This is a genomic window from Nocardia sp. NPDC050630 (assembly GCF_044457245.1).
GTDB lineage: Bacteria > Actinomycetota > Actinomycetes > Mycobacteriales > Mycobacteriaceae > Nocardia.
The window spans coordinates 144,796-169,909 of sequence record NZ_JBITGN010000010.1 but is presented as its reverse complement, the minus strand read 5'-3'; the positions used below and the strand labels follow the sequence as shown (position 1 = coordinate 169,909).

The window sequence follows — 25,114 nt, the reverse complement described above, 5'->3', positions numbered from 1 at the left end:
TCGGTCGCGGGCACCGCATCGGAGTCTTCAGCCAATCACCCGGTGGCCGGCCCGGCGCAGCAGCTCAGACGCCTCGTCCACCTGATCAACGGGGATCAGCACGATGTCGCCGTCGAAGGAGGCCGCGACCCAGACCGGCACATTGCCGGCTGCGAGCGGCGCCACGATCGCGGCCAACATGCCGGTCGCGTCCGGCGGGTGCGCCTCGTCGCCATTCCACAGCGCCACCCAAGCGTCGTCGGCCGCATCCTGGCGTCGCATGCGAGCTCCGCCGTCAGGGCCGCGCACGACCGCGAGCACCTCGCCATCACGGGCGACCTGGCCGTCCGATACCGCGCGCTCCAGCACGTATCGACCCTCCAGCACCCGCAACGTCTGATGATCAGCGACCGACATCAGCGCATCGTCGCACACCGATCGCGTCCGATGTCCAGCGTTATGGACAGTTCGTAAGGAATCACAAACGCCCCCTCCGTCACCCCTGAATCGAGGCGATTTGGTCGCCGACACGCCAGTGGTGTAACTTCGTTCAGGCAGTCAGGGAAACCCGACGGCAACCCACTCGGGGCTATGGCGCAGCTGGTAGCGCACCACACTGGCAGTGTGGGGGTCAGGGGTTCGAGTCCCCTTAGCTCCACCCAAAATATCCGCAGGCGAGAAGGCCTGCGGATATTTTGTTGTGCAACAGCATCCAAACCGCGTAGTGGTTGCCCTGCCACACCTGCTCGGCCGGCTGACAAAGCCTTCGGCAAGCGAACCGGATGTGCCCGGCTGATCGCCCGGTGCGTGCCTTCTGGTTTCGATCAAAGCCCCAGCGCCGGGTCCTGGTTGGCCAAGATAGCCAAGGCGGTCTCGCCCTGAGTTCGATGCTGGCGTGGCAGCGCGCGCCACGCGGAGTGTTCGGGTACGAGATGGGTGGCCAGCATGGCGATCCGGCCTCGGTCGGAGCCGGCGAAGTCTGCACGTTCCGTGAACGGATCCTCGATGCATGCCAGCAGCGCGGCGGCGTCGTAAAGGTGCCGGTCCCGATCTCGGGAATCCGTCGTGTAAGCCGCTGCTTTGAGGATCACGGCACCGAATGGGCGCGGCACGGAGATGTCGGCGACTACCCCTGCTGATATCTCGATGCGTGCGTTGATGGTTCGGCGCAGTGCTTGGGTACCACCTTCGATGCGAACCATTTCGCGGCCGCGGAGTCGTTCGACGACTCTGGGCCGGATGATCGGAGATCAGGACGTCTTCGTGTTCTCTGTCGGGGTACCCGCGACGAGGTCGACGGTCGTGGTTCCTCGAACGAACCGGTGTGCGGTGTTATTGCGTGGGTCGATGGATGGCTGCAGTCGATAACCGAGGCTTTCGAGTGCGGTCGCCGAGGCGGCCGGAATGCCACGCTGGGTCTCGATGTGCAGCACGATGTCGACGTCGTTGGTCGGGCGGACGATGCCGATACCGTGACGGATTGTGTGCAGCTGGGTCATGAGCCCGCCGACCAGAGTCCAATTGTCACGCGGGAGCGTGTCGGCCAGTTCGGCGACATTGGGCCACGGTTGTGGCCAGCCACCGGGCAGGGAAGCGATGTCGATTGTCGGTCGCCGTGGTTGCTCGCTCATCGGTATGTCTCCAGCATCTCGGTGAGAGCGCGTTGTCCGACCCCCCGGATGCGCGGATCGAGTGCGGTTGCGGCGTCGAGCGCCGCGACGACGGCGCTGGTGGAAACGAGCTTGCCGACCTGGTCGAAGTCGAATCCTGTGACACGCAGGGTGATGTCACCGGAGGGCTCGGTCCGGAGCCCAAGAGTCCGAATCACGTTGTCGAGTTCTCGAGCGGCGATGTAGCCGTCGATTCGGTCTGCGCCGCTGTCGACGATGCCGAGAGCGTTCATATTGGGGCGCAAGACAGTTGCGCGAAGCCGAGGCAGCGCGGCGCGGTGGGCTGTGAATGTTCGCACGCGCGCGCGGTCACGGACCCGTGAAACCAGTTCACTCGGGTCTGCCAGTTCTCGGAGCGTACGTCGGACCCGCGAGATCTGGGTCGGGCCGAGCCAGTCGGCCTCTCCTCCGGACAGGACTGCGATCGCTCCCCACGCCGTATGCTCGGCCCACGAGCGAGTTCGACCCTGGCGCTGCGACATCAGGTAGCGATCCACGGAGTCACGTTCGAGCACTCCACGGGCGACTTGGGTCAAGCTTCCAGAATTCACGAGGCGACGAACGTGCCGAACGGAAATGCCGAGCACGGTTGCTGCTGCTTCCAGACTGACGAAGTCACTCTCGGTCATGACAGATAATGTCCCATTTCGGACCTATTCCGTAAAGGTCATCGTCTGTTCATCGGATCTCACCGTTGACCGGCTTGCCGGGCGCCGACCGCGCGGATCATGATGTCGGCCCGTCTACCAGCACCGCGCGGTTCGTATGCTGGTCCGTCAGGTCCACTTCATTTATGCAGTTCAGGGCCGGTATCCGTATAGGTCCTCTTTCCTATTTCAGAGTCAGTGTGCCAACGGGCGGGAGAACTCTCGATTCTCAACCGGCCCGGATTACCCTCAGACGGCCTTGTCGGCCGGGCCGAACATCGCCGACGCGGCGGCGGTCAGACCTTCGTCGTACACCCGGTTGTAAACGGCGGTGGTCATCCGAACATCGTGCCCGTGCCAGGCGGCGACGGTGGACGCCGGGATGGCCGCGTGCAGCATCACCGATACCGAGGAGTGCCGCAGGTTCCGCAAGGTGATCCGGGGCAACTCGGCCGCGATTCGAGTGCGATGGAACCAGCCGGTGAAGGTCCGGGGCAAGACCGGCTTGCCGTCGATGGTGGAACACATGTGCATGTCGTCGTCCAAGGGTTTACCCAGGGCCAGCCGTTCCCGCTTCTGCCGAGTCTTCAACTCCCGTAAGGCCGTAGCCGATGTATTGCGCGCATGCCAAATCCTCCTCGGCACATCCGTCACCTCCGGTGATCACCGCCGCGAAGGAGCTGACAGAGGGTGTGAACAAGGGATACCGCGGGGTGCATCCTGACGATGTACAGCTATGTCTGGAGGTCGACGCTCACGCATTCGCAATGACCGCAAAAGGCTGCTTTGGACGGCCCGAACTGAGGGGTACTGGCAGACACTCCCACGCATGCCAGTCGGGGTCATACCGTGGTTTCATGACCAAGCGCAAGATCACTCTGAACAACGGTGCGGAGATGCCGATCATTGGGCTCGGCGTGTTTCAGACCCCTCCCGAGGAGACATCCGCCGCGGTCGCGGAGGCGCTGAGGGTCGGCTACCGCCATATCGACACCGCCGCCGGGTACGCCAACGAGCGTGAGGTCGGCGAGGGGATTCGGCGCTCCGGGATCCCGCGCGATGACATCTACGTCGAAACGAAGGTCTGGATCAGCGACTACGGTTACGACGCCACCCTGCACGCGTTCGACAAAAGCGCCGCCAAGCTGGGTGTTGACCAGATCGACCTGCTGCTCCTACATCAGCCGCTGCCGACCCGCTTCGATCTCACCCTCGATGCCTACCGGGCACTCGAGAAACTTCTCGAAGACGGCAAGGTGCGCGCCATCGGCGTCAGCAACTTCATGCCCGAGGACCTCGACCGCCTCCTTGCCGAGACGTCCGTGGTGCCCGCCGTGAACCAGATCGAGCTGCACCCGTACTTCCAGCAGACCGCGTTGCAGAAGGTCAACGCCGCCCACGGCATCGTGACCCAAGCATGGTCACCTATCGGCGGAATCACGTCCTACCGCGAGAGCGAAAAGCGCAGCTTCGACGACCCGACGCTGCTGGACATCGCGCAGGAGCACGGCAAGTCGGCCGCGCAGGTAATGCTGCGCTGGCATCTTCAGGAAGGCCGCTCGGCCATCCCGAAGTCCACCAAACCCGCCCGCATCGCCGAGAACTTCGACGTCTTCGACTTCGAGCTCACCGCCGAGCAGCTCGCCGCGATCGACGCCCTCGACACCGGAGTGCGCGGCGGACCGGAACCGGCCGACATCACCCTCGAATCGTGGGGCCGCGAAATCCCGGAGGCGTGATCGGGCGACGCGCGTTCCTCGCGGGTGCCGTTGGTGTGGCTACCGGTGTCGTGGCGACCGGCTGCGCCACTTCCCCGTCGGCGGGGAACGAGTTCCTGGCCAAGACCGATCGCCCGCCTTCCGGTTCCCCAGTGCTGCTGGCGTACTTCTCCCGTCCGGGGGAGAACTACTACTACGGCGGCCGCAAGCGCCTGACCGTCGGCAACACCGAGGTCGTGGCGGAGATGATCTACCAGTTCATCGGTTGCGACGTGCACCGCATCGAGGCCGCCGACACCTATCCCGACGACTACACCCCGGCGGTCGAGCGCAACGTCCGGGAGCAAGACACCGATGCCCGGCCCGCCATCGCCAACCCGCTGCCGGGAATCGAGCGCTACGGCACTGTGCTGCTGGGCAGTCCGATCTGGAACGTGCGAGCACCGATGATCATGTCGACCTTCACCGACAGCCTCGACCTCACCGGGAAGGTCATCCACCCGTTCACCACCCACGCGATGAGCGGTCTCGGTAACACCGAACGCGACTACGCCGCATCGTGTCCGGGTGCGACGCTCGGGGAAGGTCTCGCGGTTCGCGGCGAAGAAGCCGCCGACGCCAGGGCGGACGTCGAGGCGTGGCTACGCCGCATCGGTCTGCTCACACGATGATCGAAGACCCCAATCCGTTGGACGCCCAAGAGAATTCGATAAATTCGCCGATGCCACCGTGCGGAATACCCAAGCCGGGCACGCTCATTCGCCTGCCAGGGACTGCAGGTCCGTGGTTTGGCCGAGGCGGTGTCGGTCCGTGGCCGCGGATCAGCTGTCTGGGGCCGTGGCACGTGCGGCGTCGTCGACGGTGGCCGCCCATGTGGTGAGCAGTTTGACGGCGTCGTGCGATGGCGACCCAGGTTCGGCGGTGTAGGTCAGGATGGCAAGGTCGGGATCGGTGTCGAGCCGCAGTATTTCGTAGGTGAGATCGAGACGCCCGACCACCGGATGGTTGATCCGTTTGAGGCCGCCGCGATGGAGAAACACATCTTGACTGGCCCATAACTGGCCGAATCTGTCACTGCGAGTGGCGAGTTCGCCGATCAGATCGGTGAGATCCCGATCGAAGGGATCGCGCGCGGCGGCCGCGCGCAGCGAGCCGACAACCTCGGCCGTGATGGCCTCCCAGTCCACCCAGAACGCCGTCGCTCGCGGATCGAGAAAGGCGAACCGGGCCTGGTTCGCCGCGATGTGAGGAGCGTCGAACAGTGGCGCGTAGAGCGCCCGGCCGAGACGATTGGCCGCGATGACCTCCATACGGCCATTGGTGACGGTTACCGGCAGGTCGGCCAGGCCGTCGATGATCGCACGTACGCTCGCGCGTAGCGGCTGCCGTGCTGGCCGGCGGCGCGTAGGCGCACGGCGTGATTCCGCGGCCTGTGCGAGGGCGAACAGGTGGATCCGCTCGGCCTCCTCGAGGCGCAAGGCGCGGGCGATGGCTGCCAGCACGCTCTCGGAGGCGCCGCGCAGATTGCCGCGCTCCAGGCGGGTGTAGTAATCGACTGAAATGCCCGCGAGCAACGCGACCTCGTCGCGCCGCAGGCCCGGCACCCGGCGGTTGCCGCCGTAGTGCGGCAGTCCCACCTGTTCAGGGGTGATCCGTGCACGCCGAGAGGACAGGAATTCGCGCACCTCGCTCCGGTTGTCCACGACACGACGGTACGTCCGCTGATCGCCATCAGACAGGTACTGCCAGTGCCTGTCGCGCGCCGCCTCCAGCCAGCACGCTTGGTGAGGTCGCAAAAGCCACGTATGCGCGCCACCACTCTCGGCCCGTACCGGGGCCGCCGCGATTGCCAGCGACGCGAATCTCACCGAACTCCCACCTTTACCAAAGGACAGACCATGAAGAAGGAAGTAGCCGTTATTGTCGGCGCGGGCAGCATCGGCCTCGCCATCGCTCGTCGCATCGGTAACGGTCGCGCCGTGCTCCTCGCCGACTACAGCCAGAAGACCCTCGATGCCGCATCCGAACTATTCAGCGGCGAAGGCTACGACGTCGCCACGCGGGTCACCGACGTCTCCGAGCCCGCGGCGGTCGCCGCCCTCGCCGACGCGGCCGCCGAGCTGGGTCCCGTCACCCAAGTCGTGCATACCGCCGGAGTCTCCCCCGTGCAGGCGACCACCGAACGGGTCCTCCAGGTCGACCTCCTCGGCACCGCACTCGTTCTCGAAGCGTTCGCCCGCGTCATCGCACCCGGCGGAGCCGGTGTCGTCATCGCCAGCATGGCGGGCCACATGCAGGGCCCCTACGCACCCGAGATCGAGCACGCGCTCGCGAACGCCGAGACCTCCGAGCTGCTCGCCCTGCCGTTCCTGCAGGCCGACCAGGTGGGCGACTCCCTCGCGGCCTACTCCCTGTCGAAACGGGCGAACGCGCTGCGTGTGCGGGCGCAGGCCAACATTTGGGGCGAGCGTGCGGGCCGCGTGAACAGCCTCAGCCCCGGCATCATCCTGACCCCGCTGGCCCGCGAGGAGATGTCCGGCCCCGGCGCCGAGCTGTACCGCAGCATGATCGACAACTCGGCCGCGAAGCGGGTCGGCACGCCCGACGAGGTTGCCGAGGCCGCGGCGTTCCTGCTCGGACGGCAGGCCGCCTTCATCATTGGCTCCGATCTACTGATGGACGGCGGCGTGATCGCGGCGATGAGCGCCGGAAGGGTGTCGCTGCCGGCACCAGCGGCGAGCTGATCCGCAGCTAATTATGTGACGCCTACGGCCTGGCCGACGAGGTGATCAGCGGTCCGGCCGTGGCCCCGGAGTCCGGCACCCCTGCGTAGTCGGGTAGCTCGACGCCGTTGATCGCACGATCGATCAGTTCGGTGAACCATTCGCTTTCGAAATCGATGCTCGGCTCGGCGTCCGGCCCGGGGACGGCGCGGCTGCGCGCGTGCAACCGGCCGATCTCCTGGTTGGCCTCGACGAACGAGCGCATCCGCCGCTCGTAGCCGGCGAACCCGGCTTCCGGGTCCCACTCGGCGGCGGCCAGCTCTCCGGCCAGTATGTAGGCGCCGACCAAGGCCAGCCCGGTGCCCGCCCCGGACATCGGCGACGAGCTGAACGCGGCGTCCCCGAGCAGCCCCACCCGCCCGCTCGACCAGCGGTCCATCACCACCTGGGCGACCTGGTCGAGGTAGAAGTCCGGGGTGTCGTCCAGATGCGCGAGGATGTCCGGGGTCAACCAGCCCATACCGGCCATCCGCTCGCGCAGCAGGCGCTTCTGCGCCGCGACATCGCGGTAGTCGACGTCGAGGTCTGCCGAGGAGAAGGAGAACATGGCCATCGCCCGGGTGGCATCCGGGATGGGCCGCAGCCCGGCGGAGCGCCCGGACTCCTGGTAGTCGATCAGCCAGCGGTCCAGCCCGAACTCGTTGGGCACACTGTAGAAAGCCAGCACGAGCCCAAGGTGGCGGACGAACCGCTCGCGCGGCCCGAAGACCATCGCTCGCAGCGCCGAGTGCAGCCCGTCCGCACCGACCACCAGGTCGAAGCGTCGCCGGTCGCCGCCCGCGAACGCCACGTCGACCCCGTCCGCGTCCTGGGTGAGCTCGGCGATCCAGTCGCCGAAGATGTACTCGACACCGTCGCGGGTGTCGTCGTGGAGCACCCGGGACAAGTCCCCGCGCAGGATCTCGATTTCCGAGATGTATCCGTCGCCGCCGTCGTCGTCCGCGCGGTAGGTCTCCAGCACCTTCCCGTCCACGTCCACGGTGTACGCGCCAGCGGTCTCGGTGCGGGCCGCGCGCACCGCCGCGTCGAGCCCCATGCGCCGGATGACCTCCTTGGCAACCCCGCGCGCGTCCACCGCCTGCCCACCGGGACGCAGCTCGGGGGCCCGCTCCACCACGGTCACCTCGGCCCCCCGCCGGCGCAGCCAGTGGGCCAGCGCGGGCCCAGCGATACTCGCCCCTGCCACCAACACCCTGGTACCGCTCATTATTGCGCCTCCTGCTCGCCCGTCCGGATCACTGTCCGGATCGTTTGCTCGTGCTCTGACCCACCGCTGTCGGTGTATCCAGAGTTATGGACGTCGGATCCACGCGAAAGTCATCGGTGCAGCCGAGATCGTGTCCACGCTCCTGCGAACATCCCGAACTTGGCATTACCGAGCGTTCGAGGTAACTCGCGGTGCAGTCGTTTGGTGGCGGTTCGCGGGTATGGGCACAGACTCGGGCCGGCCCCACGGTTACCCACTTAGACCGTAACGACGATCTTGCCGGCGTGAAGCCCCTTTTCGAGGTGGCGGTGGGCGTCGACGACGTCGTCGAGGGCGAACACCTTGTCGATGGCGGGCCGCAGTGCACCGAGGCGTACACCGGCGTTCAGGAAGGCCGCCATGCGCTTCACCACGACGGTGTCGAGGGTGTGCTCGAAGCTCCGGTAGCTGAAGATCGTCAGTGGCGTGCTTGTCGGGAAGGGTGTGGGCCGAGGGTCCAGAAAGCCTGCGGCGACCAGTGTTCCGCCGGGGCGGGCCGCCTTCAGGAGGTCCTGTTGGCCGGGGCCCATGACAACGTCGAGGACGATGTCGGCGCCGGTATCGCTGGTGTGGTGGCGGACGGCCTCGACGACGTCTACGTCGTCGGTGGCGATGACCGCGGCGGCGCCGGCGGCGAGCAGGTCGTCCTTTTTTGCAGTGTGCCGAGTGATGGCGATGGGCACGGCACCGATTTGATTGGCGATCTGCATTGCCGCGCGGCCGACGCCGCCGGACGCGGCAGTGATGAGGACGTGGTCGCCGGGCCGCATCCTCGCCTTCTCGACGAGCGCGCCGTAGGCGGTGGAGTACGCGACCCAGATCGCCGCCGCCTCCGTGATTGCGAGACCGACGGGCCGGGCGAGGACCCGGCTTGCGGGGACTGTGGTGTATTCGGCGTAGCTGCCCCTGACCCTCGCGTCCGGAATGGCCGTGAGGATGACCGGATCTCCGACCTTCAGCCCGGTGATCTCGGGGCCCAGCGCATCAACGACACCGGTTCCTTCGACGCCGAGGCGAGCGTGTGGCAGGGGAACGGCTGTGGGCGACGTGCCGGAACGCATCATCTGGTCGAGCGGGTTGACGGCGAACGCTTCTATCCTGACCCGTACCTCGCCGGCTGCCGGCTCGACGACCGGTTCCTCGACGATGTGCATGACATCCGGCCCGCCGAACTCGTTGAACACGACGACTCGTGGCATGGTGGCTCCTCCGCATCTGATGCTGGTTTCGTTGCTCGCGGATGACGTTACGGAGTCGTGGGTTACCGCCTGGTACCTTTGATTTTCATGCAGAACGCGGCTGGACCTGCCTTCCTGGCCGACTGTCCCACGCGCTTGGCGGTCGAGATCATCTCCGACAAATGGGCCGTGCTCGTGCTCTTTGGGCTCAGCCATCAGCCTCGCAGGCACGGCGAACTCGTTGAGCTCATCGGCGGCATCTCGCGCAAGGTCCTCACCCAGACGCTGCGCAGGCTTCAGCAGTACGGTCTGGTCGAACGCCATGCCGAGGCGCCACGGCGAGTCGAGTACAGCCTCACCGACCTCGGCCGGACCCTCGTCGAGCCGATCGAGGTCCTGACGAACTGGGCGAGGAACTACGGCGGGGCCATCATCGACTTCCAGGAGGCGGCGGAAGCCGGTACTTCTGCTCGGCCACGCGCGGCGGGGTGATCTCGGCGGGGCGGCCTCGCAGGCGGGGCCGCGACCGTCGATCTCGTGGTGACTTGTCGGCCGGCGGATTGTCAGTGGTGGTCGAGGGCTCGGCGGGCCGAGCCGCCCGTCGGTGGGAGTTGGGGGACAGCCCAACCTCGACAACCGGGATTCCCAGGTTGGTCAGCGACCGGGCGAGGCTCCAGCCCCCGGGCCTTTTTGTGTTCCAGGGTCATCGTGTCTAGTTCTTGGCAACGCAGGAGAACTGCTTAACAGAAAGCCAAAAACTGTCTGTGCCCAGCGGTTTGGGACCGGTCATCCGACACTCACCGCGCCGGGTAGCTCGGCCAGGACCTGGGTAAGGCAAGAGCGTGCCCAGACGAACCCAACTATGGAAGGGGCGTGAGATGCTCGACCGGCGCGATGACGTCGCAAGGCCGGACCGCGCGGACACCGCGCGACGCGGGTCCGGATCGGGCGTCGATCTCCTCAACAAGGTCGCCACGCTGATGCCGGTACCCACCATGCTGGCGGGCGCCGTCTGTGTTGCCCTGTCGTCCGTCTTCGTGCCTCTCACGCACGTCTCGACCGGAACGGTGACCTTATTCCGCAGCCTCCTGTCGATGCCGCTGCTGATTCCGATGGCGCTCTCCGAGGCTCGGACGGCGTCCGCCCGGCCGCCGCGCTCACGCTGGATGGCCATGGCCGCAGGGGTTCTCCTGGCGGGTGACGTCCTGCTGTGGAACCAGGCGATCGCCGACAGCGGCGCCGGAATCGCAACCGTGGTCGTGAACGCCCAGGTGGTCCTGGTCCCCATCCTCGGATGGATCTTCCTCCGGGAGCGCCCGACGGCCGCGTTCGCCGCGATGGTGCCCGTCATGCTCGCTGGGGTGGCGCTGGCCGGCGGCGTAGTGGGTGGCGGCTCCGGGAAGAACCCGACCCAGGGCGTGATCTTCGCCGCGGCGGCGGCCCTGTGTTACGCGGGCTTCTTGTTCCTGCTGCGCGAGGCGAGCGACGACGACCATGTCGTCGTGCCCGTCACCGAGTCGGCGGCTGCCTCCGGCGTCGTTGCGCTGGTCGTCGGGGCCGCTGTGGCACGGCTTGGACCCGCTCCCGGGCTGGCCGGCGTTCGGCTGGCTGTTCGCCATCGCCGTGACCGGGCAGGTGGCGAGCTACCTGCTCATCGCGAGCGCGCTGCCTCGCCTCTCCGCGTCGATGGGAGCGGCGCTGCTGCTGCTCCAGCCGGTCGGTTCAGTGCTCCTGGGCGCCGTCATCCTGGACGAGCGCCCAACGCTGCTGCAGCTCGGCGGCTGCGGGGTCGTCCTCGCCGCCCTCTACCTCGCCACCCTCGCCACCCGCCGCTGCGACCCCAGGGACGAGGAGGCCGACTACTCCGAGGCGGCGTCCCACCAGAGCCCGTGAGCCATGACCGGAACCAGTACAGGGCGGGGCGGCGTACGGGCTGGGCGGTAAGACGCCGAAGCTGGGCGGAGCCCGGTCGCGTGTAGTCCTGATTCCACGGCCACAAGGACTTCGCCATTGTGGCAGGGTGCTGGACGCTACCGCGCTCGGTCCGTGTGGAACTTCGCCAGTCCGAAACCCTTGGGCAGCACGCGATGCAGCACTGGCAGCGCCAGCCGGTAACTGCGCGGCAGAGTACTGCGGAGCGCGGGCGGGGGATCGGTGATCGAGCGGGCATCGGTGACCCGCAAGCCTTGTGCGGCGAACGACTCCGGTTCTCCGCCGGTCCAGGCCCAGCGCGCGTCCATCGCGCCCTTGTCGGCCGCCCGGTTCTGGAACCGCAGCATGCCAGGGCTGTAGTAATCGAGGATGACCGTGGCGTGCGGGAAGCGTGCGGCGAGGTTATCCAGGGCCCGGCGTACGTCCGCCTCGGGTAGGTAGACCAGCACGCCTTCGGCGACAAAACAGTACGGCCCGGGCTGCGCGGAGACGGTGTCGTACCAGCTGTCGTCGAGTACTGAGGCGACCAGCATGCGGCGACGCTCGGTGTCGGTGAAGAAGTGCCGGCGCAGCGCGATGGTATCCGGCAGGTCCAGGTCCAGCCAGTGCACATGTCCGTTGTCGACGCGGTCGAAGCGGGCGTTGAGGCCGGTGCCGATCTCAACGACGGTCCCGTCTGGATGCGCGGCCAGGAATTCCCGCACCCAGGTGTCGACGATGGCAGTGCGCAGCACGCTGGGGTCGGGCCCGGCACCCCTGGTCAGCTTCTTGGACGGATTGTCCAGAGCGGCCATGATGTCGGCGGCTTTCGGGTCGACCAGAATCGGCTTGCGCTTCACCGACTCCCGTGCGCGGCCCGCGAGGGTGATGAGCAGAGTCTCTTGAATGGTGCCGAGTTCCACCGGTATCCGGTCCATGGACAGAATTCAGCCAGAGCCGCACCGGCTGCGCAACGGCCGCAGTGATGATCCCGTCCGTTACGTGCAAGGCTGATGCTGACCCCATGAGCGATCTCGCGCGGAGCGGGCCTTCGGCGTGGCGGTGGGATAGCGCGGCGCTTGTCGCCATCGACGATGCCGGGGCGTCCGCCCTTGGGCGGGCCTTTCACGGCGTGGTGGTCAGCTCACTGATCTGGTAGATGGTCACCCGGCCGCCATCTTCGGCGTCGCCTGATTCGTGCCCCTGCTGGTAATCGCCGACCTGGAAGCGGACCGCCGCATCGTGAAAGTCCTGTGGTACCAGAGCAGTTGCTTGCTTTGTGTCGGTGCCGTACGTCGCGCGGAACACCATGGTGCCATTGCCCATGTCGCTGATGGTGAAGTCGAATCGCTGGTTCATCGGCACCCCGGTGAGCAGCGGGAAAGACAGTGTCTGCGAGCCGCCCTGCAGCTGCCGAGCTACCACTTCGATGGTGCCGGCCCGGTAATGCAGCATCACGTAGGGCACCGAGCTGATGGCACCCGCCCCGTGTATCTGGCCGAGGATGATGTCCTTGGTATCCGTCGGCACCTGAAGGACCGCGGATGCGACCTTCAGCGTGTGCGGGCCGCTGGTCCCGGCGGAGAAGTTGCTCGAGCTATCCAGCTCGGTACGGGCGTGCTCGGAATGCGGCGTGGTGGCGCCTCGAACCGGCGCCCAGAAAGTGAGACTGCCGTCCGGGCCCCCGGTGAGCCACGGCGGCGCGACGGCGGCAGGCTCGATAACAGCGGCATGGCCGCTCTTGTCCTTCTCCGGGATGGTCAGCTTCCAGCCCCGCAGACTGATCCGGTTGGGCGGGACGGACATCAGCTGTGGTGCCGTGCCGAGAGGGTGCTGGTGCCGGCCAGCACCAGGACCGGCGGACACCGACCACACACTTCCGCCGAACAGCACGAGAACAACCACAACAGCCAGTCGATCGCGGTGTAAGCATCTCGGCCGGCCGCCCGTATCCCTGGTCATGAGTACACCCCTCGTCGGTCGGACTCGAGTGCATCACTGCCCGGTCGTGTCCATAGTGTGAGGCATGGGCGAGGACGGCGGCGGCCGACCCCAAGCCCGCATGCGTCGGAAGGCCAGCACGATTGCTTCCACCCGACCAGCAGCCGAACCGGAAACCCCGTTAAAGCGTGTATCCGCCCATGCAGATGGTGTCGTCGAGGTCGTCCATGGCAACCTCGGACGACTGCTCCCCGGGTGCACGCGGGATCGGGCACAAGGTTGACGCCATGGACGGTGAGAGCATCCCGACCGCTCGATATGGAGCCGATCAGCGGATGCCGACGCGGGGGCAAAGGCCGCGGCCTCGCTGATGGTGGTGCTCTCTGCCATGTCGTCAGTGACCTGCGGTGTGGTGCGCGGCGGCGACTTCTCGAACGGCGGCGGCAATAGCGCGGAAGTCTTTGCGCACGATGCCCGTGTGGTTGCTCGCGACTTTCGCGCTCACCCGCACGTTGGGGTTGCGCGCGAGCACCGGATCCAGGGTGGCGCGCATCGCCGCGTGCCCTTCCTCGGTGGCGCCTTGGGCGGCACCGGAGCCCACGATGAACCGCATCGGGAAGGTGACGAGGTCGAAGACGGGGTCGCTGGCGGCGACGATCTCGTTCAGCTCGATGTTGACCTCGGCGGCCTGTGCGGGGTTCATCCGGGCGGCCAAACCCAGCAGGCTTGCCATCGCCATCGGCACGCGCATCCTCCGGAACAGCCGCCGGATCTCCTCTTTGCCGGCATCGCGGTCACCGTTGTCGACGGTGGCCAGGTAGTCCCATGGATAGCCGCCGTCGACCATGATCACTCCGGCGACACGGTCGGGATTGCGTGTGGCCCAATGCAATGCGAGCGCCGCCCCGTATGACCAGCCCACCAGCAGCGGTCGCTGCACACCGCGTGCGGCGAGGACGGCGTCGATATCGCGTAGGCAGCCCTCGAACGAATAGTCCGTCGACTTCTTCGATTTGCCACGGGCGCGTTCGTCGTAGGTGATGTGGCGCCAGTCGGTGCCGAGTTCGGAGATGACGGGCCGCCAGCTGCGTTGGGTGGCGTAGGAGCCGTTGAGGTAGAGCACCGGACGGCCGGGGCCGCCGGTGTCGGTCACCGCTAGTGCGGTGTCGTCGACGGCAACCATGCCGGTCCAGGTCGAGTCGTTCCGGCTGCTGTTCGAGTCGTTCGCTACGTTGTTCATGAGAACACTGTCACCGGCCCGGCTGACAGCGACCTGACACCGATCCGACATGCCTACTGACAAGGTGTTCGACCTGTTCATCCGCCATCTAGCGTCGGCATTACCGAGCATTCGAGGTAACTCGCGGTGCAGGTTGCGTATCGTTTGGTGGCGGTTCGCGGGTATGGGCACTCGACTCGAGCCGGCCCCGGTTGCCCACTCTTTCGTCATCGATGTGACGTCGACGTCGAGTGCCTACCGGGGGAGGACTGTTCGCGAAACAGCAGGGGCATAGTCGGTCGCATGGCCTTTTTCCTGCTCAGTCGCCTGCTCGGGCGTCTTGGACGCAGTCGGCCGGGAGGTTGTCTACTTCTTAGCCGGGCTCGTCTCCGTCAGGGCATACCGAGGGAGTGCTGAGCCCTGGGTTCGGTGGGCAGTTTCCCACTGCTGAGGAATAGCGGAGCGATTGAATACCATCCGGTTGGTTCTCGGTTTGCCGCACTGCCTAACCGCGCCGGGAACCGTATGGGGTCGGAGCCGAGTCTCGTGCGCCCGTCCGGGAAGGACGATCGAGGCTCGGCTCCGCCGGATCCGAATGGTGCCGTCAGGCGTAGGTGAGTCCGGTTCCGGTCAGCGTGACTGTCGTTCCATCAGCGGTCGGCCCGGTGATGGGCGCGTGGGAAGTCGACGAGGGGACTGTCACGTAGGTGTAGGTAGCGCCGTTGCTCGTTTCACCGGTGTTGGAGATGATCACCTGTACCGTTCCCGTTTCCGGCGGCGCGATCGCGGTGATCTGCGTATCGGAATCGATGGTGAAAACCGTTGCGGTCGTGACGGACCGGAGCGTGGTCGGCCCGGTGAACCAGGTACCGGTGATAACCACGGGGTTACCTCCGGACGCCGGACCCGAGGAGGGTGAGACGGCAGTGATAGTAGGGATGATGGTGCCTCCGTGTCGGTCAAGAGGGTGCGCAGTGTGCAACGGGTTGCTCTGCGCTGGGTTCGGCCGACTCTTGCGATGGCGCGGCAATATCCAATAACGCCCCTGAACCGCGATTGGCGCAAGAGATCTCGTGATCAGCTTTGGTTCGCTTGCCGGATGTGCTGCCGGACAGGCGAAGCTGGCGCGGTGACGTGTAATCCGCTGCGCCGGTGTTGATCAGCTGGACGATGAGTCCGCAACAGGTGTAGGGCGTCGATCGTCGCCCGAGCGGGGGATCGACTGTCCCGAATACCGGCGGGTTGCTGTCGATATGAGGGCGGGACGATGGAGGCGCGGTCGGTTGTGAAGCAGTGAACATGGGTGTGGGATGCGGATAGGTGGTCCGGGTGCTTGGCAACATTTGTGCGAAACCGGACGAAAGCGGATCAGCAGATGCGTTGCCCGGCAACCGGTCCAGGAGTGTTAATGAAAGAGCCGGATCTTTCGGCAGGAGTCGGTGTCCCTGGATGCGGAGCAACGATCGAACGCAGCAAGGAGGAGGCAAGCATCATGTCTATCATCGCGTCGCCTTCTTCGACTTCAGGGCCTGTCGTTGGAACGTTCCCGAGTCGCGCTGACCGGTTGCCGATCGGCTCGCCGAACGAAATCAGTTGGTTGTGGAAGTATTTCGGGTGCCAGCAGCACGCGCGGACCGATGTGGTCGTGATCGGCGCGTGTCCGGCGGGCGGCAGGACGTCGGGTCGGCGCGATTCGCGACCGAGGAAACCGCAGCGGCTACGAAACAGTCCCTCTCGCGGAGGACTACCGGCGAAATCCCTGGGGCGCAGGCACCTACCAAGACTTCGACAACGACCGCACCTGCCGGACACCCGCCCGCCGGGGTTAAATGTCAGCTCGTCCGATCCCTCCGGTGTGATCCTCGCCCTACTCGCCGCGGTGCTGGGCATTCCGGCAGTCGAATCCGCACGCGGCAGGGTCAATCCGGCCCCTCCTCCTGGCAGCGGTGAAGCTGTATGAGAAACCCGAAGTCGCCTGCCCGCCACGACCCGTTCGAGGTTGTCCTGTGCGCTGTGTTCGGCTTTTCGGCCCTGCTGCAGTGTTTCTACGGTGCGCCTCCGAACTCCGCTGTCGCGACTCTGCCGCCGGGATTGCGGATACTGTGGCTGGGGCTGACGCTGAGCGGTTGTCTGATGACCCTTGTCGGCGTATTCGCCCGGCGGGTGTGGGGTTATCTGGTGGAGCAGATCGGTTTGGGGGCGCAGGGCTGGTCACTGTTCGCCTTCGGCACGCAACTACTGATGATGCAGATCCATCAGCAAACCATCAGTGCGGCCACGGTCCTTGGCGGTCCACTGCCCATCGCGTTGGGTGTCGCGTTCCTGTGGAAGCGCCGACAGGTTTTGCAGGATCTGAAGACGCTGCGCGTGATCCGAGCCAGGAGGACCGCCTCGTGAGCACGCTCGCGTCCTCATCCCTGTTCTCCATACTCGTGCTGCTCGCCAGTTCCTCAGCGCTGTCAGCCGCGGTCACCGCATGGTTCAAACGAGGCGATGTCGACGCCACCATGACCAAGACGAAAGCTGACGCCGCCAAGGTGCTGAGCGACCTCGCCATCTCCGAAACCCAACGGATGTCCGAACAAATGGGCGAATTCCGGATGGCGCTGCGAGCGCATCGGGAGTGGGACCGGAAAATGGTTACCCGCGCACGCCAGGCAGGCATCGAAATCGACGACCCTCCTGAGCTGTACCTGTAACACAAGCGAGGTCCGCTCCGGACCCGCTACTCCGTCACCCGCCGAAATCAGCGCTGCGACTATGCAGTGGAGTTTCACTTGCCCGGTGCGCCCAGACCTGAGCGCCTGACGATTCTGACATCGCATTTCGGCGGTCGCAGTGGAATGGGCAGAGCCCAATCGGGTTCGGGGGTCCCTCGGGGCTGGGCAGGCTTCACTCTGCGCGCGAGAGCACCGCCACTAGAAAGTCGGATTCGTCGGTGAATGGACGTAGATCCCAGGTCGATAGCCGCAGGTCTACCGTAAGTCCGGCGCCCTCGGTGTCGGCCAGGAACTGCGGGAATTCGTAACCGCGACCGGCGCCGAAGCCCACAACCACCCGACCGGATCGGGCGAGATGGCGGGCGAACCCGGCCAGCACCGCCTCCCTGGTGGAGGGCGCCAGAAATGTCATCACGTTGCCCGCGCACACGATGACATCGAAGTCGCCGGCGACCCCTCGGCCCGGCAAGTCCAGTTCGGCGAGATCACCGACTATCCAGGTCGGACCGGGATAGTCCTGCTCCGCCGCGGCGATCAACACCGGGTCGACATCGACGCCGACCACGACGTGGCCAGCTCGGTGCAGATAGGCACCCACACGCCCCGGACCGCATCCCGCATCCAGGACTCGGCTACCGCGGTCGAGCATCGCGTCGACCAGTCGCGCCTCCCCGACAATATCGGTGCCTTCGGCCGCCATCGCCCGGAACCGTTCCACATACCATGTCGAGTGCGCAGGGTCCGCGGCAGTGAGCTCTTCCCACTGGCTGGGGGTACGTCCGTTCATGGTCTGTTCCTCTTCGCTCGGTCCCGCCTCTGGTTCACTGTGCCACCGCCGTGCCGATAGTGAGCGCGCGGCCTGATGGTGCCCGCCGCTGATGCGGCCCGCCCATCGACACCGCACTTCAGGCGGATGACGACGCCCGAATTTGCACACGTACACCGCTCAACCAGAGCACGCCATAGCTACCTGCTTCGCAGAATGTTCGAGCCGCGGCAGGTCTCGCCCACAGCTGCATGCCGGGCGGATCAGTTCTTGTCCAGACGCTTATCGACAAGTGCGGTGGACGCGAGATGTCCCGGTGTAACGGGCGAGATGGGCGGCCGAGGCCAGCCGAAGCGCGAGATCGTCGCGGGCTGGTGATCGGCAAGTTGGTTGGCAACTGTTGTCGACGCTGATGGATGCTCAGGCCGGTCGTCGTTGCACGGCATCGGAGATGACCGATGTCACGAATTTGTCGACCGCTGCTGTGGTCGGCGGGCCCGAATCGCGGTCTGTGAACAACAGATGCCCGCCGCCGACGAGGGAGAGGGTGAGCGAGTCGATGTCGGCGTCGGCGGCGATGCGGCCGAATTCGCGCTCGGCGGTCAGGTAAGTGGAGATCGCGGTCGTCGCCTCGGCGAGGATCGCTATGCCGCCGCCGGTGCGCGCTCTCCGTAGTCGAGCGCGCACCTCGTCGCGGAAGGTGATGAGCGGGATGATCGCCACCGGAACCGGTCCGAACAGAACGGTCAGCGCGCCGGTCAGATTGGCGGCCACCGTGCCGGTGCCGGCAGTGGCATACAACGCATTCGCCTGTGCCTCGAGCTGGGCGGCCCGGTCGAGCACGAGGTCGGTGAGGAAGGCGTCGAAGTCGGTGAAGTGCCGATGCAGAACGCCTTTGGCGCAGCGCGCCTCGTCGGTGACGGCACGGCTGGTCAGTCCGTTCGGCCCGTCGCGCAGCAGCACGCGTTCGGCGGCGTCGAACAGTTGCTGTCGAGCATCGTGTAGGTGCACTCCGGTCGGCACTCGCAGATCCTTTCGTACCTCGATTCACCGCAATCGTTGCGCAGTGGGCACGTGCCCACTAATGTGGGCGCATGCCCATATTACCGCGAGAGCAACCAGAACCGCCCTCAGCGCATCCGGGGGAGTCCCAGCGGATGGCCACGTCGTTCGGCGTGCACGCACAGCGCTATGACCAGGCCAGACCCGCCTACCCTGACGCATTGGTGGCGCGTATCCTCGCCGGGATCTCCGGGTCGGACGTGCTCGACGTCGGCTGCGGTACCGGCCTCGCGGCGCGCCAGTTCCAGTCCGCGGGGTGCACGGTGCTCGGCGTCGAACCCGATGCGCGAATGGCCGACTTCGCGCGAGCCCGCGGCCTGCGGGTCGAGGTGGCAACCTTCGAGGCGTGGGAGCCGGGCGACCGGATGTTCGATGCGGTCATCGCCGCTCAGTCGTGGCATTGGGTGGATCCGGTTGCCGGTGCCGCGAAGGCGGCCGGCGTGCTGCGTCCAGGGGGACGACTGGCGATCTTCGGTCACGTGTACGAGCCACCCGCCGAGGTGGCAGAACCGTTCGCCGCGGCCTACCGGCGCGTGGCACCGGACTCCCCGCTCAGCGGCCAACCAGCTCGACGTCCCCTGGAACTCTACGAAGCCGGCTACGGGAAATTCGCCGACCGGATCCGCGAGACCCAACAATTCGGAGATCCCGAACAGTGGCGATTCGACTGGCAGCAGTCCTATACCCGCGACCAATGGCTGGAGCTGCTCCCCACCACAGGCGGCCTCACCCGGCTCCGTCCCGATCAGCTGGTCGAGATACTGGACGCGACCGGCAGCGCCATCGACTCGCTGGGCGGATCCTTCACGATGGACTACACCACGCTGGCCGCGACCGCCGTACGCGCAGGCACCTTCTGACAACCGCGCTCGATCTCGCCCCGCGCGGGCGGAATCGGCTCCCCGCTGCCGGACCCGGTGACGAGACGACTCGACCGAGCAGTGAGGCCGGCAACAGGATCAAACGCAGTCGAGCATGTGGCACGCCTGGAATCTCCACCCGCGCACACCCATCGGATATTCGAGATGGCCTCAGCTTGAAGGAAACTCACCGGTACGGACCGCTGCGGCGTCCAATGCCGACAACTGCCCCGCTAACCCTGGTACGGGTGGTTGGTGAACTTGACTTCGCCCGACTCCGGGAAGTGGGCCGCGTTGAGTGTGACGGTGCCGACAAAGTTGTCGTGGCCGGGGCTGAACAGGGCCGAGTAGCCGCTGTTGCCCCAATATCCGGGGCCATTGGCATGTGCGGTGAAGCTACCGGTTTCGCCGGTGTCGACATTGCGGTAGTGCAGAGTGATGTCGAGTGAGCAAGCGCCGACGCCGATCATCTGGGCGGTGACGGTGAACGCGGCCATGCCCGGATAGGCGTTGCCGTTGACCGACGAGTCGACGATCGCGACGCACGGGCCGTTTGTCAGCGAGTAGATCGTCGCGAACTTGCCGCCGCTCGAGTCCGCGGAAGCTGGTGCGGCCGTGGCGGTTACGGCCGCTACGGTCATCGCGGCGACGGAGAAAGCAGTCACGGATCGGATCGAACGCATCATTACCCCCAGCGTTGAATGGTGGTCATGCCGACGTTATGCCGTGCGACGGTACCAGTTTTCGCGTCATCCCATGACCGTTCGCGCGGAACAGAGCTGACACCAACGGCAGATCTCGCGCGGTGAGGTCAGCCGAGGCTGAAGGGTTGGCCCCAAAGGGTTTCGGAGTCGTCCATGACGTTGTCGTGCACCGTGACCGTCGTGTAGGCCCGAGCTTCGGCGGCGCCTGCGCAACCTTCTACCGACAGTGTGTGGTCCACGTACTGGGTGATGCCCGATGTGCCGGTGAAGGTGTAGTCCTCGATTTCCTTGGTGGCCACTTTGCCGGGCTTCAACTGGATGCTCAGAGATGGATCGGCGTAGGGCGAGATCCCTGAATCGCCGGCGGTGCCACCGGCGTATCCGCCCGCGGTGGCGCCGCTATCGCCCCCGCCACCACCGTCGCTGTTGTCGGTGCCCGCGGGCGCGTCTGTTTTCGGTTGGGGCGGCGGCGTATCGCCACTGCCGTCCGCGTGCGTGTTACTGCCGAGATCGACCTGGCAGCCGACGAGGTAACCGGTCTCTATCCGACCGCCGGTGACGGTGATAGCGGCGGGCACGGTGATGTGCACCGAGGTCACACCGGAGACCCATGCGTTGCGGGAGAGTGGGCTCGCGGCCATCGACCCGGAGATCGTCGCCTGTTCACCGGTGCGGTCGACCGCGACGACGAGGCCATCGCGAGTGGTGAACTCGTCGTGGCCATCGGGCAGGGGCACGGCGGTATCAGCTTGTGCCGCACCGGATGTCAACAGCACGAAGGGCAGCAAGGCGCAGGTCATGATCGCGGCGCCGACTGACCGTCGCATCGCGCTTTTCCTCTCGTTCGGTCCCATTACGCCGCTCATCCGACGCTGAAGGGGTCGCCGTACAAAGTTACTTCGGCCGATCCCTGATCGTTGGTCACGGTCAGGGAGCTGAACGCGCGCGCCTGCGCGTATCCGCCGCACCCGTTCAGCTGGATGCCACGATTGCGGTAGGCGATACCGACGGCACCCGCCGCGGGGTCGAGCTTCTTGGTGCCGAACTTCACCACGGCGACGCCACCGGGCACCAGTTTGATACTCGGAGTCAATTCCGGCGATACCGAGCCCGGCGACAGATAGACATCACCGCCGAGAGACAGCCCGCCGGACAGATCTACCTGGCACCCGACCAGATAGCCGGTCTCCAAATTGCCCGCCGTCGCGCCCGGGGCCGTTGCGTACGCGGTCGCCGATAGCTGCGCCGTGCGTGACATGCCATTGGCGGCGAGGGACTGGGAGATGATCGCGGTCTCACCGGTCCTGGTCAGATCGACAGGAATACCCGTTGCCGTCGTGAAGGCCTGCTTGCCGTCGGGCAGTGGCAGCACAGTATCCGCATGCGCGAGTCCAGCTCCGAGCATCAGCACTGCCAATCCGGCGCTGATACCGGCCCACCACCGGCCGACGCCATCGCTCACCCTCATCGAACCTCATCCCAATCCGCCAGCAGCTACCGGAGAACCTCGCACGCAAACCTGAGCCTCAGCTGGGAAGCAGCAGTGTGGTTGCTGTCGAACGCGACGGGCCGCGTGCCCGCGATATCGCAACTATGGTGTGGGCGTGCGGATTCGACGGCGCGGTGCGTATTTTTTCGCGGTGCCGTTCCGGTGACGCGCGTCCAGCGTTCAGGCGTGGCGGCGTAGGGCATCGATGACGGTGCGCGCCGCATTGGACGGGGTGCGCCGGATCTGGCCGCCCGCAGCAGGCTGACCGCCGCCTATGGTGAGCTTCTTCCTCGGCGGCGTCGCGGGTTCGGTCGTTGCCGGAGCCGCGTACCAGTCCGGCGGTTGGGCGCTGGTATGCGAAATCGGGCTCAGCGCAACAGTTCTGGGTCTGCTGCTGTGGGCGGTCTTCGCACGCCGCGCGGGTCGTCAAGTCGTCGCGACCAGGAACTGCTCCGCGCTCGGGGGCCGGAGGCCGTCCGTTCGGTCGGCGAAGTAGCGCTGTGTCAGAGTGGATGTCGAAATGTGTTGCGCCGAGGCGAAACCCGCTGCATCGGCCAGCTCGATCAATTCATCGGGCCTGAAGAGGCTGAGGAATGGCACTCCACTTGCTCGTGCGGCATTCTCGACGGCCTGGCGTATCGCGCGTTCCTCGACATTCAGTAGGTCCAGCGGCAGTTGGAAGGTCATGGCCAAGGTGGAGCCGGATGCGAGGGTCGAGATCCGCTGCAGCGTCTGAATATTCGCCTCGCGGGTGAGATACATCGAGACGCCGGTTTCGGCGACGACCGCGGGACGTGACGGGTCGAAACCCGCCGAAATGAGCCGGTCCCACCACGATTCGGCCTCGAAATCGACCGGGACCAGCCGTAGCCACGGTGGAATTCCGAAGCCGAGTTCGTCCAACCGCTGCCGCTTCCACGCTTGCGGCCCGGGCTGATCTACCTCGAATACGGTTAGACGGGAAGCGATTTCGGATCGACGCTGAGCGAATGTGTCGAGTCCGGCCCCGAGGATGACGTACTGATCGACACCGCGCGCTGCCTGCTCGGCCACCAGGTCCTCGACGAAACGGGCGCGCGCCACGACGCACGCGCGTGACAGGCTCGTTGTCTCGGGATCCATATCCGCTCGGGCGCGCCATCCGGCGTCGGGGTCGATCAGTCGCAGCCCGATCTCGTCTTCGAGCACATGCGGCACCGGATCGATCTCGACATGCAAGGCCCGCCACAGCGCCACGCGCTCCGCCGTGCTCTCTGGACCGATGACCTGTCGCATGAGTCAGCCGACCTTTCCGACCTGCAGACTCCACACCCGGCCATCCGGGTCGCGCACCGTCATTTCCTTTGTCCCGTAATGGGTTTCCTCGAACGGCGTGACCACCTCGATGTCACCGCTCGGCCGGAACGCATCCGGTTCGGTGACCGTAAGCACGAGCTGTGTCTGTGGGGTCTGACTACGCGGGACCTCGGCGATGAATACATAGGGACCATCGCCATTGCGGAACAGTCCGGAGTTGTGGTCGGTGGTGAATTCGGGTTCGAAGCCGAGCGCCTGAAAGAACCGCGCCGACTTGCCCCAATTGTGCGTTTCGACGAATACGCCTTCGATGCCCTGCGTCGTCATATCGTCTCTCCTTCTCGCGTTCACGGTTGCTGTTCGTGGGTGTCGTCGAGGTATCCGCGCAGCGCCTCCGCGACCAATGCCGACAGCGACATCCCGGACTCGATAGCCCGGAACTTGACCTGCTTGATCAAACCCACCGGCAAATACACGTTGAACTGCTTCACATCCTCGTCACCCACGACGCGATGCTAGCATCCTAGGAAGCTAGTAACAAGATCATCGTCAAGTGCGCTGCCAGGTGATCTTGATCAGGCCCCGGATTGCGGGGGCATTCGGCTGGCCGCGGGACGGCGCGATAACTTGAGCGGGTGATCAAGAGTGCGGTATCCACGACGGCGGGGGCATGGCGGGCAGGTGACGGCGTCCCGGTGACGTTGCGGGAGGCGACGGTGGCATGGGCCTTCGCAGCACATGCGGAGCTGTCGGAGATCGCCACGGGGTACGGGAACTTCATCACTGTGGATGAGTTGGCCGGGCGGGTGCAGGAAGCGTCGGGGGTGCACACGGGTGCGCCGACGCGGATGTGGATGGCGGCGATTCTGCGCAAGGTCGCGCGACGTTGCCACAAGGCGGGCGAGCCGCCGCTGACCTCGCTATGCGTGCAGGAGAACCACACCGTCGGCGACACCTACAAGTACGTGCTGGAATTGGCCGGGCTGCCGATTCCGAAGGACCTCGAGTTGCACGCCTCCTACGCCAGGTGGCAGTGCTACGAGCACCACGGCGCCACCATGCCCGCCGAGCCGACCGCTCCGCCGCTCACGCCCAAGGTCGCGGGCCGCCGCTCGGCGAGCGCCACCACGCAGGAGGCCAAGCCGGAACCTGCCCGCGCGGCGGTGTGCGGCCAATGCTTCATCCAGCTGCCTGCCAGTGGGACCTGCCAGTACTGCGTGTAGGCGTCACGGCGAAATGGACCTCCGGACGCTCAACGCACCATCCATGTTGGCGTGATACCGGCAGTAGAAGGGGTGCGACCCGACTTCATCGGGCGCGGTGAAAGTGATGCTCTGGCCCGGGCCGATCTCCCGATCGAAGAGGCCGGGACGCTTGCTGGTGATGCTGTGTTTCACCGAATCGTGGTTGACCACCGTGAGCACCGCACCCGGCGTGATCGGGGGAGTGCCGCTGTAGTTCTGGTGTTCGATGGTGATGGTGACAGTGGGTATCGGCGCGGGGCCGGACCACGTGGGCGGGGCGCTCTCCTGCGAGGAGCCGCACCCTGCCGCCCACGCGACGGTGAGCAAACCGATCGCGATCCGATGTCGCAACGGCGAGGTTCGAGTGCTGTTCACCTAGACCGGCTGCCCACAATTCGAGCCGCCATGCCCATCGGCTATAACGAGTTGACGACTGGTTATATCACCCTGCTCGACGGTGTTTAGGCCACGGCCGAAACATGGTGGGGGTAGCGCCCGCTGATTCCTAGGCTGCTGAACAGTGCGGATTCGGGAGTCGAAGATGGTGAACGAGGTATCGGCGCGCCCAGTAGGTCTGGTGCTGAGATGGCCGAACGTAGTCGGGTGGCGGAATCGGTGGCGGCCGAGCTGGTTTCGTTGGACGGCCCCGCCGTCGGCTACCGATCAGATCCTGAGTATGGA

Annotated in this window: 30 protein-coding genes, 1 tRNA gene and 1 pseudogene; 11 read left to right on the top strand and 21 right to left on the bottom strand. The window is 66.0% G+C overall.

Translation table 11 applies throughout. From position 1 onward, the window contains the following. Nucleotides 1-27: 27 nt before the first annotated feature. On the bottom strand, nucleotides 28-396 hold the full coding sequence (locus ACIBG0_RS24895; RefSeq protein WP_397035368.1) for an ACT domain-containing protein: 369 nt from the start codon (nucleotides 394-396) through the stop codon (nucleotides 28-30). A 168-nt stretch (nucleotides 397-564) separates the two neighbouring features. On the opposite strand from ACIBG0_RS24895, the gene ACIBG0_RS24890 reads away from it, so the two are divergent. Further along, nucleotides 565-637: transfer RNA gene (locus ACIBG0_RS24890), tRNA-Ala, on the top strand. A gap of 166 nt (nucleotides 638-803) precedes the next feature. Here ACIBG0_RS24890 and ACIBG0_RS24885 read toward each other — a convergent pair. The 4 genes from ACIBG0_RS24885 to ACIBG0_RS24870 all read right to left on the bottom strand — a co-directional run bounded on the left by ACIBG0_RS24885 (nucleotide 804) and on the right by ACIBG0_RS24870 (nucleotide 2,941). Beyond that, complete coding sequence (locus ACIBG0_RS24885; protein ID WP_397035367.1) at nucleotides 804-1,181, bottom strand: hypothetical protein; 378 nt, start codon at nucleotides 1,179-1,181, stop codon at nucleotides 804-806. A gap of 48 nt (nucleotides 1,182-1,229) precedes the next feature. Beyond that, nucleotides 1,230-1,610, bottom strand: a complete 381-nt coding sequence (locus ACIBG0_RS24880) for a hypothetical protein (RefSeq protein WP_397035366.1) — start codon at nucleotides 1,608-1,610, stop codon at nucleotides 1,230-1,232. Further along, nucleotides 1,607-2,278, bottom strand: a complete 672-nt coding sequence (locus ACIBG0_RS24875) for a type IV toxin-antitoxin system AbiEi family antitoxin domain-containing protein (protein ID WP_397035365.1) — start codon at nucleotides 2,276-2,278, stop codon at nucleotides 1,607-1,609. Before ACIBG0_RS24875 ends, ACIBG0_RS24880 begins: the two co-directional genes overlap by 4 nt. 267 nt (nucleotides 2,279-2,545) lie before the next feature. After that, on the bottom strand, nucleotides 2,546-2,941 hold the full coding sequence (locus tag ACIBG0_RS24870) for a tyrosine-type recombinase/integrase (RefSeq protein ID WP_397035364.1): 396 nt from the start codon (nucleotides 2,939-2,941) through the stop codon (nucleotides 2,546-2,548). A 212-nt stretch (nucleotides 2,942-3,153) separates the two neighbouring features. Here ACIBG0_RS24870 and ACIBG0_RS24865 point away from each other — a divergent pair, with 212 nt between their 5' ends. Both ACIBG0_RS24865 and ACIBG0_RS24860 read left to right on the top strand, forming a co-directional pair. Further along, nucleotides 3,154-4,035, top strand: a complete 882-nt coding sequence (locus ACIBG0_RS24865; protein ID WP_397035363.1) for an aldo/keto reductase — start codon at nucleotides 3,154-3,156, stop codon at nucleotides 4,033-4,035. Continuing rightward, entirely contained in the window at nucleotides 4,008-4,685 is a 678-nt protein-coding gene (locus tag ACIBG0_RS24860) for a flavodoxin (protein ID WP_397035362.1), read from the top strand. The genes ACIBG0_RS24865 and ACIBG0_RS24860 overlap by 28 nt, the downstream gene beginning before the upstream one ends. A 150-nt stretch (nucleotides 4,686-4,835) precedes the next feature. Here ACIBG0_RS24860 and ACIBG0_RS24855 read toward each other — a convergent pair whose 3' ends face one another. Further along, entirely contained in the window at nucleotides 4,836-5,717 is an 882-nt protein-coding gene (locus ACIBG0_RS24855) for a helix-turn-helix domain-containing protein (protein ID WP_397035361.1), read from the bottom strand. Between the two features lie 195 nt (nucleotides 5,718-5,912). Between ACIBG0_RS24855 and ACIBG0_RS24850 the strand changes: the two genes are divergently transcribed. Further along, the gene (locus ACIBG0_RS24850; RefSeq protein ID WP_397035360.1) at nucleotides 5,913-6,758 is read left to right on the top strand and encodes an SDR family oxidoreductase; all 846 of its coding nucleotides are present in this window, start codon (nucleotides 5,913-5,915) and stop codon (nucleotides 6,756-6,758) included. A 22-nt stretch (nucleotides 6,759-6,780) separates the two neighbouring features. Here ACIBG0_RS24850 and ACIBG0_RS24845 read toward each other — a convergent pair whose 3' ends face one another. Next, on the bottom strand, nucleotides 6,781-8,004 hold the full coding sequence (locus ACIBG0_RS24845; RefSeq protein ID WP_397035359.1) for an FAD-dependent monooxygenase: 1,224 nt from the start codon (nucleotides 8,002-8,004) through the stop codon (nucleotides 6,781-6,783). Between the two features lie 257 nt (nucleotides 8,005-8,261). Next, nucleotides 8,262-9,242 carry a zinc-dependent alcohol dehydrogenase family protein gene (locus ACIBG0_RS24840; RefSeq protein ID WP_397035358.1) on the bottom strand — a complete coding sequence of 327 codons (981 nt, stop codon included), beginning with the start codon at nucleotides 9,240-9,242 and terminating at the stop codon, nucleotides 8,262-8,264. An 87-nt stretch (nucleotides 9,243-9,329) separates the two neighbouring features. On the opposite strand from ACIBG0_RS24840, the gene ACIBG0_RS24835 reads away from it, so the two are divergent. The 3 genes and pseudogenes from ACIBG0_RS24835 to ACIBG0_RS24825 all read left to right on the top strand — a co-directional run bounded on the left by ACIBG0_RS24835 (nucleotide 9,330) and on the right by ACIBG0_RS24825 (nucleotide 11,114). Beyond that, nucleotides 9,330-9,713 carry a winged helix-turn-helix transcriptional regulator gene (locus ACIBG0_RS24835; protein ID WP_397035357.1) on the top strand — a complete coding sequence of 128 codons (384 nt, stop codon included), beginning with the start codon at nucleotides 9,330-9,332 and terminating at the stop codon, nucleotides 9,711-9,713. Between the two features lie 386 nt (nucleotides 9,714-10,099). Then, nucleotides 10,100-10,534, top strand: a pseudogene (locus tag ACIBG0_RS24830) (EamA family transporter); the annotation flags it as partial. Between the two features lie 310 nt (nucleotides 10,535-10,844). Continuing rightward, the gene (locus ACIBG0_RS24825; protein WP_397035356.1) at nucleotides 10,845-11,114 is read left to right on the top strand and encodes an EamA family transporter; all 270 of its coding nucleotides are present in this window, start codon (nucleotides 10,845-10,847) and stop codon (nucleotides 11,112-11,114) included. A gap of 137 nt (nucleotides 11,115-11,251) precedes the next feature. Here the strand turns inward: ACIBG0_RS24825 and ACIBG0_RS24820 are convergent, their stop codons facing one another. The 4 genes from ACIBG0_RS24820 to ACIBG0_RS24805 form a co-directional block, all read right to left on the bottom strand. Further along, nucleotides 11,252-12,070, bottom strand: coding sequence for a class I SAM-dependent methyltransferase (locus tag ACIBG0_RS24820; protein WP_397035355.1), 819 nt, complete (start codon nucleotides 12,068-12,070; stop codon nucleotides 11,252-11,254). A gap of 187 nt (nucleotides 12,071-12,257) precedes the next feature. Then, the gene (locus ACIBG0_RS24815) at nucleotides 12,258-12,938 is read right to left on the bottom strand and encodes a polysaccharide lyase family 7 protein (protein ID WP_397035354.1); all 681 of its coding nucleotides are present in this window, start codon (nucleotides 12,936-12,938) and stop codon (nucleotides 12,258-12,260) included. 529 nt (nucleotides 12,939-13,467) lie between these two features. Continuing rightward, nucleotides 13,468-14,313: an alpha/beta fold hydrolase gene (locus tag ACIBG0_RS24810; protein WP_397035353.1), complete on the bottom strand. Its 846-nt coding sequence runs from the start codon at nucleotides 14,311-14,313 to the stop codon at nucleotides 13,468-13,470. Between the two features lie 583 nt (nucleotides 14,314-14,896). Then, complete coding sequence (locus tag ACIBG0_RS24805) at nucleotides 14,897-15,274, bottom strand: IPT/TIG domain-containing protein (RefSeq protein ID WP_397035352.1); 378 nt, start codon at nucleotides 15,272-15,274, stop codon at nucleotides 14,897-14,899. 974 nt (nucleotides 15,275-16,248) lie between these two features. On the opposite strand from ACIBG0_RS24805, the gene ACIBG0_RS24800 reads away from it, so the two are divergent. Together ACIBG0_RS24800 and ACIBG0_RS24795 are read left to right on the top strand one after the other, a co-directional pair. Then, nucleotides 16,249-16,689 carry a hypothetical protein gene (locus tag ACIBG0_RS24800; RefSeq protein ID WP_397035351.1) on the top strand — a complete coding sequence of 147 codons (441 nt, stop codon included), beginning with the start codon at nucleotides 16,249-16,251 and terminating at the stop codon, nucleotides 16,687-16,689. Further along, nucleotides 16,686-16,991 carry a hypothetical protein gene (locus tag ACIBG0_RS24795; protein WP_397035350.1) on the top strand — a complete coding sequence of 102 codons (306 nt, stop codon included), beginning with the start codon at nucleotides 16,686-16,688 and terminating at the stop codon, nucleotides 16,989-16,991. The genes ACIBG0_RS24800 and ACIBG0_RS24795 overlap by 4 nt, the downstream gene beginning before the upstream one ends. A gap of 193 nt (nucleotides 16,992-17,184) precedes the next feature. Here the strand turns inward: ACIBG0_RS24795 and ACIBG0_RS24790 are convergent, their stop codons facing one another. Both ACIBG0_RS24790 and ACIBG0_RS24785 read right to left on the bottom strand, forming a co-directional pair. Then, entirely contained in the window at nucleotides 17,185-17,799 is a 615-nt protein-coding gene (locus tag ACIBG0_RS24790; RefSeq protein WP_397035349.1) for a class I SAM-dependent methyltransferase, read from the bottom strand. Between the two features lie 399 nt (nucleotides 17,800-18,198). After that, nucleotides 18,199-18,801: a TetR/AcrR family transcriptional regulator gene (locus ACIBG0_RS24785; RefSeq protein WP_397035348.1), complete on the bottom strand. Its 603-nt coding sequence runs from the start codon at nucleotides 18,799-18,801 to the stop codon at nucleotides 18,199-18,201. A 134-nt stretch (nucleotides 18,802-18,935) separates the two neighbouring features. Between ACIBG0_RS24785 and ACIBG0_RS24780 the strand changes: the two genes are divergently transcribed. Continuing rightward, nucleotides 18,936-19,700: a class I SAM-dependent methyltransferase gene (locus ACIBG0_RS24780; protein ID WP_397035347.1), complete on the top strand. Its 765-nt coding sequence runs from the start codon at nucleotides 18,936-18,938 to the stop codon at nucleotides 19,698-19,700. A gap of 233 nt (nucleotides 19,701-19,933) precedes the next feature. Here the strand turns inward: ACIBG0_RS24780 and ACIBG0_RS24775 are convergent, their stop codons facing one another. The 6 genes from ACIBG0_RS24775 to ACIBG0_RS24750 form a co-directional block, all read right to left on the bottom strand. After that, entirely contained in the window at nucleotides 19,934-20,365 is a 432-nt protein-coding gene (locus ACIBG0_RS24775; RefSeq protein ID WP_397035346.1) for a hypothetical protein, read from the bottom strand. Nucleotides 20,366-20,511: 146 nt separating this feature from the next. Then, nucleotides 20,512-21,231, bottom strand: coding sequence for an MspA family porin (locus ACIBG0_RS24770; protein WP_397035345.1), 720 nt, complete (start codon nucleotides 21,229-21,231; stop codon nucleotides 20,512-20,514). A 35-nt stretch (nucleotides 21,232-21,266) separates the two neighbouring features. Then, nucleotides 21,267-21,872, bottom strand: coding sequence for an MspA family porin (locus tag ACIBG0_RS24765; protein ID WP_397035344.1), 606 nt, complete (start codon nucleotides 21,870-21,872; stop codon nucleotides 21,267-21,269). Nucleotides 21,873-22,319: 447 nt separating this feature from the next. Continuing rightward, nucleotides 22,320-23,168 carry a class I SAM-dependent methyltransferase gene (locus tag ACIBG0_RS24760; RefSeq protein WP_397035343.1) on the bottom strand — a complete coding sequence of 283 codons (849 nt, stop codon included), beginning with the start codon at nucleotides 23,166-23,168 and terminating at the stop codon, nucleotides 22,320-22,322. 3 nt (nucleotides 23,169-23,171) lie between these two features. Further along, nucleotides 23,172-23,516: a VOC family protein gene (locus ACIBG0_RS24755; protein ID WP_397035342.1), complete on the bottom strand. Its 345-nt coding sequence runs from the start codon at nucleotides 23,514-23,516 to the stop codon at nucleotides 23,172-23,174. Between the two features lie 20 nt (nucleotides 23,517-23,536). Next, the gene (locus tag ACIBG0_RS24750; RefSeq protein WP_397035341.1) at nucleotides 23,537-23,695 is read right to left on the bottom strand and encodes a CopG family transcriptional regulator; all 159 of its coding nucleotides are present in this window, start codon (nucleotides 23,693-23,695) and stop codon (nucleotides 23,537-23,539) included. A 129-nt stretch (nucleotides 23,696-23,824) separates the two neighbouring features. Here ACIBG0_RS24750 and ACIBG0_RS24745 point away from each other — a divergent pair, with 129 nt between their 5' ends. Next, nucleotides 23,825-24,412 carry a hypothetical protein gene (locus tag ACIBG0_RS24745; RefSeq protein ID WP_397035340.1) on the top strand — a complete coding sequence of 196 codons (588 nt, stop codon included), beginning with the start codon at nucleotides 23,825-23,827 and terminating at the stop codon, nucleotides 24,410-24,412. A 3-nt stretch (nucleotides 24,413-24,415) separates the two neighbouring features. Here ACIBG0_RS24745 and ACIBG0_RS24740 read toward each other — a convergent pair whose 3' ends face one another. Continuing rightward, nucleotides 24,416-24,808: a cupredoxin domain-containing protein gene (locus ACIBG0_RS24740; protein WP_397035339.1), complete on the bottom strand. Its 393-nt coding sequence runs from the start codon at nucleotides 24,806-24,808 to the stop codon at nucleotides 24,416-24,418. Between the last annotated feature and the right edge of the window lie 306 nt (nucleotides 24,809-25,114).